Raw genomic sequence first — 13,954 nt, 5'->3', positions numbered from 1 at the left:
GAAGATGGATATCGTCCAGGCATATCGGCCGATCACATGTCGCCCGGACGGCGGGTCCCGTCCACCGGCCGGCGCCCCGTCAACAGGAGGTCGAAGCGTGGACCACAACGGAACCGCGGGCCAGCCCAGCGCGGCGGACCAGGGCAGCATCCTCGACCGGATCGGTCTGCGCTCGGCCACACCCACCCCGCCGGCCAGGTCAGGTCAGCCAGGCACAGTCACCCCGCCACCGACGGCGGCGCCGGCGCCGGCGCCCGAGGGCCCTGCCGGGGTCGACCAGCGCATCGCGGACCTGCGGCTACTGCTCGAGCAGGGGCTCGCCGAGGGCGTCGGCGTCGGCCACTCGCTCGGCATCGACCTCGTAACGCTGGACATCGGTCGCAGCGTGTGGACCTTCCGCCCCTCCCCCGCCGCGGCGAACGCCATGCTCACGGTGCACGGCGGCGTCATCGCCACGCTGATGGACACCGCGATGGGCAGCGCCGTCTACACCAGGCTTCCGGCCGACACGTATTACACGACCCTCGAACTCAAGGTCAACTTCGTCCGCCCGGTGAGTCTGACGGCCGACCTGGTGACCTGCGAGGCAAAGGCCGTCCACGTCGGCCGCCGCACCGCCACCGCCGAGGCCTCCGTGGTGAACACGGACGGAAAACTCATCGCCCACGGTTCCTGCACCTGCCTGGTCACCGCGGCGTGACCGTCCACCTGGCATCCTGTTTCCGGTCACCATCCCGGCAGGACGACCACCTGCGGCCACACCTCGCTATCTGACCTTGCCGGCGGAGAGGGCGGCCGCCTCCGCACAGGTCGGATCGTCCGCCACCTCCCCTACCCCGGAAATCTGCCGCAGAGTCTCGCCACCTTTCTGGCCGAGCCAGTCGACGGTGACACACCGGCCGATCTGAAGACCTCGCAGGATCGACACCCCGGCCAGGAAACAGTCACCCTGCGCGGCCGGGCGGCCGACGCAAAACCTGTCCTGCCCCACAACGGTGACCACGCCCGTAACCCGTGGATTCACCGGACCAGATCCGGCCGTGCCACATGAAACAACCGCCACAGCCATGATTGCGGCGGCCAGTGTCACGATTATCGCGATGATTCTTCGCGTCCCGAACGAACCCGCTCCCCAACCCGCCGTTCCGAGGACACGGACTGCGAGCCGCGAGCTACGGGCTGCAAGCTCGCCAGGTCACCCGTCTGCCACCTGCACGCGCACCCCCGCGAGCCGCGACCACAACCGCGAGAGTCGGCCGCCTTCGACGGGCATGTGGAGGGTTATTCAAGGAATCAGCCCGGATTTCCCGAATAACCCTCCACATGCGACCGAATAACCCTCCGCATGAGATCTCCGCGCACCCCGCGGCGACACACAAAGATCGATCAGGGATCGATCGAGGGCGGATGTCGCACCTATATGGAGGAAATATTCCATACAGGAAGGATGCCGGGTGGAGCCACCGCAGGAAGACTCTACCGTCGTGGACGGTCGAACAGCGAGGAGCGCCGGCGGCCTCGCGAGGGCAGGCGGACGGGCTACGGTGGGCCGGCCAGGCACAGCAGAACCGCGGAGCCGGCCAGGCACAGCGGAACCGCGGGTCTGGCCAGGAGCGGTGAGGCAGGGATGACTACGGACTGTCCACCTGACGCCTGAACGGGCCGAGGGCGGGCCCGACATCGAAGGTGCCGGGGACGATCGTCACACGGCCAGGCAGCAACCCTCCCGCCTGCGGGTACCCGGCCCATAGCGCCGCAGGTCACAGCGGTGCGGCAAGGGCGGCGACCCTCGTGGGGGGACCACCGGTGGGCGGTCACAGCGCCAACGTCCATGGGTGGCGGTCCTAAGGTCCCGCGAGAAGGCCCCAACGGTCCCGGCTAAATGGTCACTCTGGGCAACGAGAGTCGGCAGGGACGATCCGTCGGTGACCGACCCTGAGGAGCCAGCGTGCCCATCTGGCACATTCGTCCCTACGAGACCGTCGACTACGCGGCCACCGTCCGCCTGCTCGAGGAGGTGCGCAGCACACCCGGCGGTCCGCCGATCAACCTGACCGACACGGTGTTGGCCCTGCGTCACGAGGGGCCGGACGCGGAGAGCCCGGCGGTGGTGGCCGTCGCCGGTGAGCACATCGTGGGCGCCGCCGTCGGACGCAAGGAGGGCGGTCAGGGTCGCGTCCTCACCGTGGCGATCGCACCGGCCTGGCGGCACCACGGGATCGGGTCAGGGCTGTTGCAGTCGGTGGAGAACCAGCTGCTGCACGCGGGCTGCCGGCGGATCACCACCCTGATCACTCCGGGGCAGACCGACGAGGAGGCGTTCCTGCACCGCGGGTTCGCCGCCACCGGGCAGGTGCTCTACGACAAGGAGATCCCGCTGCGCCCGGCGGACGTGTCGACCGTCGAACGGTGGGGCGGGGCGCTGCTGAGCACGTCCGAGTGGTCGAACCTGGCCGGGATGACCGAGGAGCGGGCGCTCATCGAGCAGCGGCTGCTGCTGCCGGTACGCGAGCGCGAGCTCGCCGAGGCGTACGGCGTGGTCATTCCCACGGCGATGCTGCTGTTCGGACCGCCCGGGACGGGCAAGACCTCGTTCGCCCGGGCCGTGGCCGCCCGGCTGGAGTGGCCGTTCGTCGAGCTGCTGCCGTCGCGGCTGGCGTCCGGGGCGGCGGGGCTGGCCTCGGAGCTGCGCTCGGCCATCCACGATCTGATGGGCGTCGAGCGGGTCGTGGTGTTCATCGACGAGGTCGACGAGATCGCGCAGTCCCGGGAGACCCGGCCGGAGAACCAGTCGGTCGTCAACGAGCTGCTCAAGGCCATCCCGGCGTTTCGCGGGGTGGCCGGGCGGCTGCTGATCTGCGCGACGAACGCGGTGTCCGCGCTGGACCCGGCGTTCGTCCGGCCCGGCCGGTTCGACCTGGTCCTGCCGGTCGGCCCGCCGGACGCGACCGGACGGCGGGTGCTGCTCGCCGGCCTGTTGGAGCGGGTCGCCAACAAGGACGAGATCGACCTGGACGCCGTGGTCGCCGCGACCGACCTGTTCACCCCGGCGGACCTGTCCGCAGTCGTGCAACGCTCCGCCGCCGCGGCCTTCCACCGGGCGGCCGACGGCGCCCGCAGCACCGTCGGAGTGGCGACGATCGGGGTGGGGAGCAGGGACGAGACCGGTGCGGCCGGCCAGTCAGGGGAGGCCGGCAAGCCCGGCTCGGACGCGGCCGGTCCGCACGGTGGCGCGTTCGCCGCGACGACGCCGCTGCGTACCGAGGACCTGCTTGAGGCCGCCCGTGCCGCCCGTCCGACGATCAGCCTCACCGAGCTGGACCGCTTCCGCCGCGACGCCCAGACCTTCACCCGCATCTGACGTCCCGCCCGGGACGTCGCCCGAGTCGGGCGCGACCCGGGCGGGCAGTCAGCGCAGTGGCCGCATCGGACCCTGAACCCGTCCGGACCGGGTCTTCGGGACTGGCGCAGAAGGGACTTTTGCTCGGAACCTGGCCGCCGTTTGCCTATTCTGCCGAAAAGCTGCAGATCCGGGCGGAAGATGTACCCGGTCGGCCCGCATGACCCGGTCCACGACGCACGTCCGCCCGGCTCACGTTCACCCGGTTGCCCACGGCTCTGTCCGCACGGCGCCACGGCTCCACAGCTCCACAGCTCCACAGCTCCACGTCCACCCCGGCCGTCCTCGGTTTCCGAGGTGCGCACGGCCTCGAGATAGGTGCATGCCATGACTGTTGACACGCGCGCGCTCTACATCGTCGTGTGCGGCGGCGGATACCCCGCCGACGACGTGCCCGACTTCGTCTCGCAGGCGAAGGCCGCCGGATGGGACACCCGGATCGTCGCCACGCCGGCCTCGTTGAAGTTCCTCGACACCGGCGCGCTCGCCGAGCTCACCGGCTACGCCGTACGCAGCGAGTACGTCCTGGTCGAGGACGACGAGGAGGAACGCCCGATCCCCGACGCCGTCGTCGTCGCCCCGGCCACCTTCAACACCGTGAACAAGTTCGCCGGCGGCATCTCCGACACCCTGGCGCTGAGCCTGCTCAACGAGACCATCGGTTCCGGCATCCCGATCATCATCGCCCTGCCGCCGAACCCGACCCACGCCAAGCACCCGGCGTTTCTGGCCAACATCGCCACCCTGCGCTCCTGGGGCGTCCAGGTCATCTTCGACTACGAGGACGTCGTCCTCGAGGACGTCCCGGACATCGACGCCTGGAAAGCCATGTTCCCGTGGAAGAAGACCTTCGACGCCCTCGAGGCCTCCAAGGGCGCCTGACCACCCGACGCGGGTGCGGGGCCTCCCCTGTTCTCCCGGAACGGGAGTCCTCCGCCGGTCGGGTGGTGGCCGAGCGGGAGCACCCTCGATGCCGGCCGGGCGACGGCTGCGGCAAGGGAGCAGTCGTCGCCCAACCACAGAGCCAGACTGTTCTCCACACGAGACACCGCGGTCTCAACCCGGGAGGCCGGGTCCCTCCACGCCCATGTCCCGGTCCGGCTCCGGTCCCGGGGACGGATCGTTCGCGCGGAGGATCGGATCCCCGCTGCGGCATCGGATCGGGCGGCGCCTGGGCAAGTCGGTGCTGCAGGTCCCTGATCCGGTCGGAGGCACCTCGATCGGGTGCTGCGATCGGGTCCGCGGCGGGCCGATGGTATATGGCTTCTTCGGACCGTCGGCTCAGGACTGTCGTCTCGCCGGTGGGCCCGATCCCGAGCCTGTTGCCCTTGGTGATTGCCACGAGGCCGCCGTCGGGCCGACGACTGATGTAGTCGTCGCGGGGCGGGTACATCCGGCCGTCGAACGTGAGCCCCGGATCGGGATTACGGGGCACGACGGCAGATCGGAGCAGTAAAGGACAAGCAGGTTGATCCGGACCCGCGGGAGAGTTTCCTCGTTCATCGCCATTCCATGTCCGGAGATGTCGCCGACTGGTAAGGAATACTCGGACTCTGGCCGTGGCAATCGTTGTGGTGCTGGCGCTCTGCCTGGCGACGAACGCGGCGAAGTCGCCGTCGTCGTAGGCCGCTCCCAGGCCGGTTTCCTTGTGGGTACCGACTCCGCAGCGGGGAGATCGCCGGGCGAAGTGGGTCCGTGCACGGGCGAGCCAGTCGAGCCAGCGGACCGGATCGTCGAATCGCGCGTCGGGGTGGTCAGTGCTTCGACGAGGTCGCCGTGGCGGTACCAACAGGGCGGGATTTCGACATAGGGGGTACGCCATGGTTTGCCAGGACCGCCCCGGGGTCGGCGTTGTACGCGACGAGCATCAGTTTGGCGGGATCACCCGGGATGGTGGCGACGGCCGCGGCGAGGGCGCAGTCATGGGCCGCCGCGGCGGGGATGGCGTCGGCGGGGATGGCGTCGGCGGGATTGTCGACGACGGCGGGATTGTCGACGTCCGCGCGTTCGCCGTGACTGACCCGTCCGGCGTCAGGATCAGGCATGCAGGGGGAGGTCGATGGTGATGCGGGTGGGTCCGCCGGTCGGGCTGGTGACGTCAAGCCAGCCGTCCACGGTGCGGACCCGCTCGGCGAGCCCGGTCAGGCCGCCACCGGGTTCCAGGGAGGCGCCGCCCGTCCCGTCGTCGACGACGGTGAGGCGGAGCCGTCCGGCGCGTCCGATGACACCGATCCGGATCTCGTCGGCCTGGCCATGTTTGACGGCATTGGTGAGCAGCTCCGCGGCGCAGAAGTAGGCGATCGTCTCGATCGCCGCCGACGGCCGCTGGGGCAGGTCGACATGCAGCGCCACCGGCTGCCCGCCACCGCCGGCGGCCTGGCCGCGACCGGTGCCTCGGGCGGCAAGGCTTTCCAACGCCGCCTCGAGACCGTGGTCGAGGATCGGCGGGTGGATGCCGCGGGCGAGGTCGCGTAGTTCGGTGAGGGCCTCCTTGACGTCGCGGTGGGCGGCATCGATCATGGAGCGGGTCCGGTCGAGGTCGAGGCTGTCGCCGTCCGCGGTGGCGAGCTGTTCCCGAACCGTGCCGAGGTTCATCGCCATCGACACGAGTCTGGCCTGTGCGCCGTCATGCAGGTCCCGTTCGATGCGGCGCAGCGCCGCGGCCGAGTCGTCGACGGCGGACGCCCGGGTGAGCTCGAGTTCGTGCATCCGCTCCGCGGCGAGTTGGCGGTTCGTCGGGCCGAGCAGGCCGCGGATGAGCAGCCGGTCCAGCCCCACCAGCCCGTGAATCAGGGGCCGGGCCAGGTAGAGCAGCGCGGCGCCGGCCGCGACAGCCATCGCCATCCGCGGCCAGGTGTCCAGGAAGTAGTCGGTGCCGAAGGAAGCACCGCGATGCGGCCGTCCCGCGCTGTCATGCTGCAGGGGCAGGTACCTCTGCCACACCGGATAGCTCACCCCACCCAGTCCGGCGGAACAGAACGCGACGGTCACCACGAAGTTCGTGATCGCCAGCGGAAACTTCACCAGCAGATAGACACATGCCCGCCAGCCGGCCCCATCCCTGAGCCCCGCCCAGACCCAGGGCATCACCCCTCGGCGACGAGGGCGCAACGGACGCGGCGGAGCCACCCGATCACCCAGCATCTCCGCGGCCAGGGCACGCTGCACCGTCCCGAACCCCCGTGCCCCCACCAGCATCGTCGCCAGCAACGGAATCCCCAGGAACGTCACCGCCAGCGCCGGACCCGTCGACAGCGCCACCACCACGTAGACAAACCCGATAATCGCCAGCGGAAAACACACCAGCGTGTACCCGACCTCCCGCATGAAACGCCCGTACAACCACCCCCCGGACGCACCGGCACGCGGGCCTCGCTCCACCGGTCCACGTCCCCCGGCCGGCCACTCCCCCGCCTGGCGCTCCTGCATCGGCCGCTCCCCAGCCAGGTGTTCCACCGCCGACCGTTCCCCAGCCTGAGCTGTTCCCGCCCGAGATGTTCCCGGACGTTCCTCCCCCGGTGCGAAACTGCCGGTTTCGGCGTTCGGGACCTCGGTGGGATCCACCCGGCGGTCATGCACACCCGCGGCCGTGGCGGCCGTGGCGGTCGGCGCGGTCGACGGGATCGGCGCGGTCGGCCGGGTCGCTGGGATGGGCGCGGTGGGCGCGGTCGGCGAGAAGGGTGAACCTGGATCCGGCGGTGGTGGGAAGGTCATGGTCATCGATGCCTCGGGTCGCGGTGCGGCGTGGACAGGGTCCACAGTGGCGCGTCCGGCGGCTCCGTCCCAGCCGGTGCGCCCGCCGGGCCGTGGTCGGGTTATCCCGACCACGGCCAGACCCGCCCGCCACACTCGTCGTGGTCCTTCTGCAGGGTTGATCGAGCAATTTTGTCCGCTTTATCCCTGCAGAAGGACCCGTACACCCGGCCAAGCTGCGGGCGTGGGCAACAACCCGTGATGGGGGCGACGATTTCGGCCGGCCGGCCGTCGGCGGCGGCGGCCAGAGTCAGCCGGCTACCAGCGGCGAGCGGCTGCCAGCGGCGAGCGGCTGCTAGCCGGCGGCGAGGGCGTTGATGGCGTCGGCGGCGGCGAGCAGGCGACGGGCGTTGTCGACGTGCAGGTTCTCGATCATCCGACCGTTGACGGTGACGACGCCGCGGCCCTCGGCCTCCGCCTCGGCCCAGGCCTTGACGATCTCGGCGGACTCGGCGAGCTGCGCCTCGGTCGGGGAGAAGGCGGTGTTGCACGGCTCGACCTGGCCGGGGTGGATCAGGGTCTTGCCGTCGAAGCCCAGCTCACGGCCCTGCTGGCATTCGGCGGCGAAGCCCTCGGCATCCTTGACGTTGTTGTAGACGCCATCGATGATCACCTTGCCGGCAGCGCGGGCCGCGAGCAGGGCCAGGCCGAGGCCGGTGAGCAGCGGCGCGCGGCCGGGGACGTGCTCGGCACGCAGTTCCTTGGCCAGGTCGTTCGTGCCCATGATCAGGACGGCGAGCCGCGGCGAGGCACCGGCGATGGCCAGGGCGTGCAGCATGGCGATCGGGGTCTCGATCATGGCCCAGATCTTCGTGTGCTCGGGGGCGCCGGCGGCGACGAGATCACGCTCGATGGCGTGCACCTCGTCCGCCGAGCCGACCTTCGGCACGAGGATGGCGTCCGGCCCGGCCTTGGCGGCGGCCCGCAGGTCGTCGGCGTGCCAGTCGGTGTCCCGCCCGTTCACCCGGATGATCAGCTCACGCCGGCCGTACCCGCCGTCGACGACGGCCGCGCAGACCCGCTCGCGCGCCGACTCCTTGGCGGACGGCGCGACCGCATCCTCAAGGTCGAGGATGAGCGCGTCCGCCGGGATGCCCTTGGCCTTCTCCAGCGCCCGCTCGTTCGCGCCCGGCATGTAGAGCACCGAGCGCCGTGGCCGGAAGTCCGCCGCCTGCTTCGCCTCGGCCGTCACCGTTGTCCTCCGTCGCTGTGCGATCCGTTCCGCGTCATCCGGTCAGCGTCGTGCGCCGCGACCCGCGCCGTCACACTACTGTCCGACCATCCCCGGCGCTCTGATCACCGACGCAGCCCACATTCGGGCCGGGACACACGAGCATCACCGCAGGTCGGACGTCCGGTACCGGACGCCCCGCGGACGCCCACGAGCTGCTGCCGCTAGGTTGTGGCCACGTTGCACCTGGGCAGTCCAACCCACAGGTACCCGCACGCCAGTGCCCCACAAGCCCCACAAGGTCAGAATGTCCGCATAGGTCTGGAGGATCGGTGTCGACGAAGCTCGCTCGCAGGTGTCTGCCCGTTGCGGCACTTCTGGTCGCTGTCACCGTGGCCGCCTGCGGGTCGAGTTCCGGGGGCGCCGCGCCGTCCGGGTCGGCGGCGCCGGCCTCCGCGGGCACCACGGCGAGTGCGGGCGCCACCGCGGGTGCGAGCACCGGGCGGACGCCGGACGGCACGCTCGACGTTCTCGTCACCAACGACGACGGTGTCGGCTCGGCGGGCATCGACGCCGTCGCCCACGCCCTGGCGGCCCTGCCGAACACGTCGGTCCACGTCGTCGCCCCGGCGGCGAACCAGAGCGGGACCGGCGGGAAGACCAGCGGTGGCCAGGTCAGCCACGAGGAGACCACCACGACCAGCGGCCTGAAGGCCACCGCGGTGAGTGGCTATCCGGCCGACGCCGTCCATGTTGCCCTGGACGAACTCGGCCTGAAGCCGGACCTGGTCGTCTCCGGCGTCAACGAGGGCCAGAACCTCGGGCCGGTGGTGAACCTGTCGGGCACCGTCGGTGCGGCGCGCGCCGCCGCCCAGCGGGGCATCCCGGCGTTGGCCGTCAGCGAGGGTCTCGGCGACACCTACGACTACAGTCCGGCCGTCACGCAGGTCCTCGCCTGGGTTTCGGCGCACCGTACGGGCCTGCTCGCCGCCCCGGCGGCCGGTGGCCGGCCGGCGAGCGAGGCCGGCGGCGCTGCCACCGCCCTGACCGTCGCCAACCTGAACGTCCCGAACTGCTTTGCCGGTGGGAAGGTCCGCGGTCTGCGGGAGGTCGCCAGCGAGGCGACGCTCGCCGACATGTCAGCCGTGCTGAAGGCACAGTCGTGCACCGCGACGGACACCCCCCAGGACGAGGTCGGCGCCTTCAACGCCGGCTTCGCGACCCTCACCACCGTGCCCGCCCGCCCGCCGGCCTGACCCGCCGGCGCCACGTGCTTCCCGCCGGCGCCACGTGCGGCCCGCGGACGCCACGGCCACGAGGTTCTTCTCGACGTCAGCCGGGTCCGTGGCCGTCGGAGACGTCGGGGTGGGAGAACAGGCGGAACAGCAGCACCATCGACGGCACGATGACGGCCATGCCCAGGCCGATCGCGATGAGCAGCGCCACCAGGTTCGCCTCCGGCGCCGCGGCCGACGTGGCGGTGGAACGTCCCACGACCAGGTCGGGATACTGGGCGGCGGCCCATCCCCAGAGCACCCCCGCGACGGCGAGGCCGGCGGCGATCCGGGCGGCGGTGAACCGGCGCCGCCACAGCAGGGCGAGCGCAGCCATGCCGCCGATGGCCGAGGCGACGGCGAACGGGATCGAGCGCTCGGCGAAACGGTGGGCGACAACCGGTGCGTCCGACCACAGCAGTGGCAGCAGGACGGCCGCCAGTGCTCCCGAGGCGAGCGCCCCACCGAGGGCCCGGCGGCGCAGGCCGGGGACGAGGTGCGCGGTAGTCGGCGCGGTGGCCGCGTCCCGGCACAGGTAGACGGCGGCGAGGAAAGCCGTCACCGTCACCGCGAACAGGCCACAGACCAGCCCGAACGCGTTGGTGCACGGGCGCCAGGGGGCGGCTGGCGCCAGATCGCCGGTGGCCAGGGCGGCGCCGGTCACTCCGAGCGCGAACGGGGTGATGGTGGAGGCTGCCGCGAACACCCGACCCCACCAGTGGTCGGGGCCGGCGGCACCACCGCCGTAGGCGCGGTAGACGTAGGCCGATCCGCGCAGCACGATCCCGACCAGCGCGGCGAGCAGCGGCACCTCCAGGGTCGACCCGATGATCCCGAAGGCCTCGGAGAAGCCGCTGAACAGCGCCACCAGCACGAAGATCAGCCACACGTGGTTGGCCTCCCACACCGGCCCGAGCGCCGCGGCGATCAGCCGACGCTGGTCGGCCGCGTCCCGGCCACGGGCGAACAGATCCCACACACCGGCACCGAAGTCGGCGCCTGCCAGCAGCGCGTAGGCGGTCAGCCCGCCGACCATCACGAGCAGAAGGAGATCCGCGGCGGTCATCGGTCGGTCCCCCCGCCCACGGGAACCCTGCGCCGCCGCCCGGGACGTTGCCGCTCAGGACGTTGCCGGTCGGGAGCCTGCCGGTCCGGACGTCTCGGCCGGTGCGGGGTCGACGGTGCCTGCTCATCCCGGTGCTCGCCGTCGTCGCGCGGCACGGGAGTCGGCGGCACCGGGATGGGTGCGACGGGAGTGGGTGGGACGTCCGGACCCGGTCCGCCGGTGGCCATCCGGCGCAGGATGAGCAGCAGGGCGCCGGCCAGGCCCAGGTAGAGGGTGACGGTGCCGGCGAACGTCCAGCCGACACCGGGACTGGACGTGACGGCGTCGGCGACGCGCATCCGACCGTAGACGATCCACGGCTGACGGCCGCCCTCGGTGACCTCCCAGCCGGCGAGCATCGCCAGCATCGCGGCCGGTCCGGTCCCCACCGCCGCCCACAGCCACAGCCGGCCGGTCGGCAGCAGTGGCCGTTGGCCGCGCCGGCGGCGGCGCACCATGACCAGCGTGACCAGCGCCGCGAGCGCGAGCAGCGCGCTGCCGAGGCCGACCATCAGAGTGAACGCGCTGTGCACGAGCAGGGCGTTCGGCCGGTCGGCGGGTGGGGCGGCGTCCAGGCCGGTGATGCGGTGGTCGGTGTGGAAGCCCTCCAGCAGCGACAGCAGCTTCGGCAGCTCGAGGCCGAACCGGACGCGGCCGGTCGACTCGTCGTAGAAGCCGCCGATGGTCAGCGGGGCGCCGCGCTGCGTGCGGAGCAGGCCCTCCATGGCGGCGAGCTTGAGCGGCTGGCGGGCGCCGACGACCCGGGCGGCGAGATCACCCGAGACGAACTGCAACGGCGCGCACCCCAGCACCGCGGTCAGCCCGATCCGCAGGCCGCGCTGGTGGTAGACGTCCCGGCGCCCGCGCAGCATGCCGACGGCGTAGATCCCGGCGACCACTCCCCCGGTGCACATCAGTGCGGCCAGCAGCATGTGCACCACCTGCGCCGGCGCGGCGGGGCTCAGAAACGGCGCGAGCGGCTCGGCGGACACCACCGTGCCGTCCACCTCGCGGACATGGCCGGGCACGTTCATCCACGCGTTGGCCGTGATGATGAAGACCGTCGAGAGCGTCCCGGCGATCGCGATCGGCCACAGCGTCAGCCAGTGCACGCGCGGGGACAGCCGCCGCCAGCCGTACAGGTACATCCCGAGGAAGACGGCCTCGGCGAAGAAGGCGAACCCCTCGAGGGTGAACGACAGCCCGAGCACCCCGCCGTAGCGGGCCATGAAGGCCGGCCAGAGCAGGCCGAACTCGAACGACAGGACGGTCCCCGACACCGCTCCCACGGCGAACAGCACCGCGAACGCCCGCGACCACTTCTTCGTGAGCGCGAGCCAGCCGGGATCACCGGTACGCACCCAGCGTCCCTCGGTGTAGAGCAGCAGCCACGGCATGCCCACGCCGAACACCGCGAAGCAGATGTGGAACGCCAGCGAGAACGCCGTCTGCGCCCGCGCCAGATCCGTTGCCCCGGCCACCCCCGCCGCCAGCTCCATCCCGCCCCACCACCAATCTTCTACGGGACGTCGAACTTTCTACAGTCCGTAGAATAACCCTCTTGGGCGGGACGTCGATGTGATCCACACCGCAGGACATCGACCGACACCCGCGCCCGCGCCCGCGTCCTCGCCCCGAGGCCACGGGTGGGGATGGTCCGGCCTGACCGGGGGAGAATGCCGGTGTGGTCGAGACGCGACAGTGGCGGATACCGGTGGGTAACGGGCTCAGCCTGCACGTCGAGCAGATCGCACCGGACGGCGGCGGCTTCGCCGGTGCAGGACTGACCGGCGTGACCGGCGGCTCTGTCGGGAGCACGGACTGTCCGGTGGACAGCAACAACGGGCCGCTGGTGCTGGTGCACGGCATCGCGGGCAGCGCCGAGGACTGGGCGGCGGTGGCGACCGGTCTCGCGGCCAGCCGCCCGGTGGTCGCCTACGACCACCGGGGCCACGGTGCGAGCGGATGGGCCTGCGGCGGACGGTCGGAATACACGTTCGACCTGCTGTTCGCCGACCTCGTCGCCGTTCTGGCCGCCCTCGGACCCGCACCGGTGGACCTGCTCGGCCACTCGATGGGCGGCGTCATCGCCCTGCGCTACGCGCTGGAACATCCGCGGCGGGTGCGATCCCTGATCCTCGTCGACACCGCCGCCGCACCGGCCAACGCCCCCGGCCCGATCGCCCGTCGCCTCGTCGGCTCGATCCTCGACAAGGTGTCCGACACCTTCGCCGGCCGCCAACACACGGATCCCGCCGAACCCGCCGACGCAGACGCAGACGCAGACGCAGACTCTCACGCCACAGCGGAGATCGAGGCGGTACGCAGCGGGCCGACACCACAGCAGCGGGCGGCCGACGGACTCGGGAAGGTCGATCCCAACGCCCTCGCCTCGTTCGGCCGGGAGCTCGGAACCTACCCGTCGCTCGTCTCCCGGCTGGGCGAGATCGCGGTGCCGACCACGGTCATCGTCGGCGAGCACGACTCGAGCCTGCGCGCCTCCGCCCGGACGATGGCGGACTCGATTCCCGGGGCACGGCTGGCCGTCATCGCCGGCGCCGACCACAGCCCACATGCCAGCCGTCCGCTCGCCTGGCTGACCGCCGTGGACGATCATTTCGCCCGTATCACCGATTCCCGCAGCGCCGATGCCCAGAATGCGGTTTCCCGACATTCGACCGACGCCTCAGGCTTTTACCAAGAGTAACTACGGCTTTCGCGCGACGGCACCGAAGGTGCTGACGGCGGCGTCGGTGCGGCTCTCGTCCAACGGCTCGTCGGGGCGCCAGCGACGCACCAGGGTGACGCCCGGGTCGACGAGCTCGAGACCGTCGAAGAAGCTGCCGATCTCGACCTGGGTGCGTGCCTAGTGCGCCGTCCATGAATGTTTCCGGTTGTGGCCGGGCGCCAGGGTGGTGGGGTGGCAGGGGTAGCGGGGTGACCGGGGTGCCGGGGTGACCGGGTGACTGCGGGCACATCCTCCGGGGCCGGAGGCAGCCACCCGGCACCGGCGACCCGCACCCGGCGACCGGCATTACGCACCGTGACCAGAATGGCTCGGCAGGTCGAGACAATCCCGGGCATGTCGATCAACGTGGTCCTTCTATAGGGGTCAAACCGAAATTTTGTCCGTTTCATCCCTACAGAAGGACCCATCCGCCCCGCCAGGCCCGCCGACGCCGACGACGGCCCGTGACGGCGGCGAGGTCGGCCGTCGCAACCAGCCCCGCGGAGCGGAGCGACCTCGGATG

General features: G+C 71.4%; 11 protein-coding genes and 1 pseudogene. 5 read left to right on the top strand and 7 right to left on the bottom strand.

Annotation, left to right across the window (positions count from 1 at the left end; all coding sequences use genetic code 11):
• The first annotated feature begins 283 nt into the window (after positions 1 to 283).
• Entirely contained in the window at positions 284 to 700 is a 417-nt protein-coding gene (locus tag ND747_RS03555) for a PaaI family thioesterase (protein ID WP_251731777.1), read from the top strand.
• A gap of 66 nt (positions 701 to 766) precedes the next feature.
• Here ND747_RS03555 and ND747_RS03550 read toward each other — a convergent pair whose 3' ends face one another.
• Positions 767 to 1,090 (bottom strand): hypothetical protein, encoded by a 324-nt coding sequence (locus tag ND747_RS03550; RefSeq protein WP_251731751.1) that lies wholly within the window; start codon positions 1,088 to 1,090, stop codon positions 767 to 769.
• 858 nt (positions 1,091 to 1,948) lie between these two features.
• On the opposite strand from ND747_RS03550, the gene ND747_RS03545 reads away from it, so the two are divergent.
• A complete protein-coding gene (locus tag ND747_RS03545) occupies positions 1,949 to 3,361 on the top strand; it encodes a bifunctional GNAT family N-acetyltransferase/ATP-binding protein (RefSeq protein ID WP_251731750.1) in 1,413 nt (470 codons plus the stop codon).
• Between the two features lie 366 nt (positions 3,362 to 3,727).
• On the top strand, positions 3,728 to 4,282 hold the full coding sequence (locus tag ND747_RS03540) for a flavoprotein (protein WP_251731748.1): 555 nt from the start codon (positions 3,728 to 3,730) through the stop codon (positions 4,280 to 4,282).
• A gap of 872 nt (positions 4,283 to 5,154) precedes the next feature.
• Here the strand turns inward: ND747_RS03540 and ND747_RS29650 are convergent.
• The 3 genes from ND747_RS29650 to ND747_RS03525 all read right to left on the bottom strand — a co-directional run bounded on the left by ND747_RS29650 (position 5,155) and on the right by ND747_RS03525 (position 8,345).
• Positions 5,155 to 5,445: a hypothetical protein gene (locus ND747_RS29650; RefSeq protein ID WP_308204548.1), complete on the bottom strand. Its 291-nt coding sequence runs from the start codon at positions 5,443 to 5,445 to the stop codon at positions 5,155 to 5,157.
• Positions 5,438 to 6,727, bottom strand: coding sequence for a sensor histidine kinase (locus ND747_RS03530; RefSeq protein ID WP_251731746.1), 1,290 nt, complete (start codon positions 6,725 to 6,727; stop codon positions 5,438 to 5,440). The genes ND747_RS29650 and ND747_RS03530 overlap by 8 nt, the downstream gene beginning before the upstream one ends.
• Positions 6,728 to 7,448: 721 nt before the next feature.
• Positions 7,449 to 8,345 carry a CoA ester lyase gene (locus ND747_RS03525; protein WP_251731744.1) on the bottom strand — a complete coding sequence of 299 codons (897 nt, stop codon included), beginning with the start codon at positions 8,343 to 8,345 and terminating at the stop codon, positions 7,449 to 7,451.
• Positions 8,346 to 8,656: 311 nt separating this feature from the next.
• Here ND747_RS03525 and ND747_RS03520 point away from each other — a divergent pair, with 311 nt between their 5' ends.
• Positions 8,657 to 9,580 carry a 5'/3'-nucleotidase SurE gene (locus ND747_RS03520; protein ID WP_251731743.1) on the top strand — a complete coding sequence of 308 codons (924 nt, stop codon included), beginning with the start codon at positions 8,657 to 8,659 and terminating at the stop codon, positions 9,578 to 9,580.
• Positions 9,581 to 9,656: 76 nt separating this feature from the next.
• Here the strand turns inward: ND747_RS03520 and ND747_RS03515 are convergent, their stop codons facing one another.
• Positions 9,657 to 10,664 carry a cytochrome d ubiquinol oxidase subunit II gene (locus ND747_RS03515; RefSeq protein WP_251731741.1) on the bottom strand — a complete coding sequence of 336 codons (1,008 nt, stop codon included), beginning with the start codon at positions 10,662 to 10,664 and terminating at the stop codon, positions 9,657 to 9,659.
• Entirely contained in the window at positions 10,661 to 12,202 is a 1,542-nt protein-coding gene (locus tag ND747_RS03510; protein ID WP_251731739.1) for a cytochrome ubiquinol oxidase subunit I, read from the bottom strand. Before ND747_RS03510 ends, ND747_RS03515 begins: the two co-directional genes overlap by 4 nt.
• A gap of 185 nt (positions 12,203 to 12,387) precedes the next feature.
• Here ND747_RS03510 and ND747_RS03505 point away from each other — a divergent pair, with 185 nt between their 5' ends.
• Positions 12,388 to 13,410 (top strand): alpha/beta fold hydrolase, encoded by a 1,023-nt coding sequence (locus ND747_RS03505; RefSeq protein WP_251731738.1) that lies wholly within the window; start codon positions 12,388 to 12,390, stop codon positions 13,408 to 13,410.
• On the opposite strand, the pseudogene ND747_RS03500 reads toward ND747_RS03505, so the two are convergent.
• Positions 13,411 to 13,554, bottom strand: a pseudogene (locus tag ND747_RS03500) (SAM-dependent methyltransferase); the annotation flags it as partial. It abuts the gene before it with no gap.
• Positions 13,555 to 13,954: the final 400 nt, after the last annotated feature.

Source organism: Frankia sp. R82 (assembly GCF_023716925.1).
Classification (GTDB): Bacteria; Actinomycetota; Actinomycetes; order Frankiales; family Frankiaceae; genus Frankia.
The sequence above is the reverse complement of the archived record's forward strand: the minus strand, read 5'-3'. Positions and strand labels throughout refer to the sequence as shown.

What these genes read in the sequence shown, in the direction of transcription:
- ND747_RS03540 (WP_251731748.1), top strand. Translation starts at nt 3,728, where the DNA reads ATGACTGTTGACACGCGCGCGCTCTACATCGTCGTGTGCGGCGGCGGA.
- ND747_RS29650 (WP_308204548.1), bottom strand. Translation starts at nt 5,445, where the DNA reads ATGCCTGATCCTGACGCCGGACGGGTCAGTCACGGCGAACGCGCGGAC.
- ND747_RS03530 (WP_251731746.1), bottom strand. Translation starts at nt 6,727, where the DNA reads ATGCGGGAGGTCGGGTACACGCTGGTGTGTTTTCCGCTGGCGATTATC.
- ND747_RS03515 (WP_251731741.1), bottom strand. Translation starts at nt 10,664, where the DNA reads ATGACCGCCGCGGATCTCCTTCTGCTCGTGATGGTCGGCGGGCTGACC.
- ND747_RS03510 (WP_251731739.1), bottom strand. Translation starts at nt 12,202, where the DNA reads ATGGAGCTGGCGGCGGGGGTGGCCGGGGCAACGGATCTGGCGCGGGCG.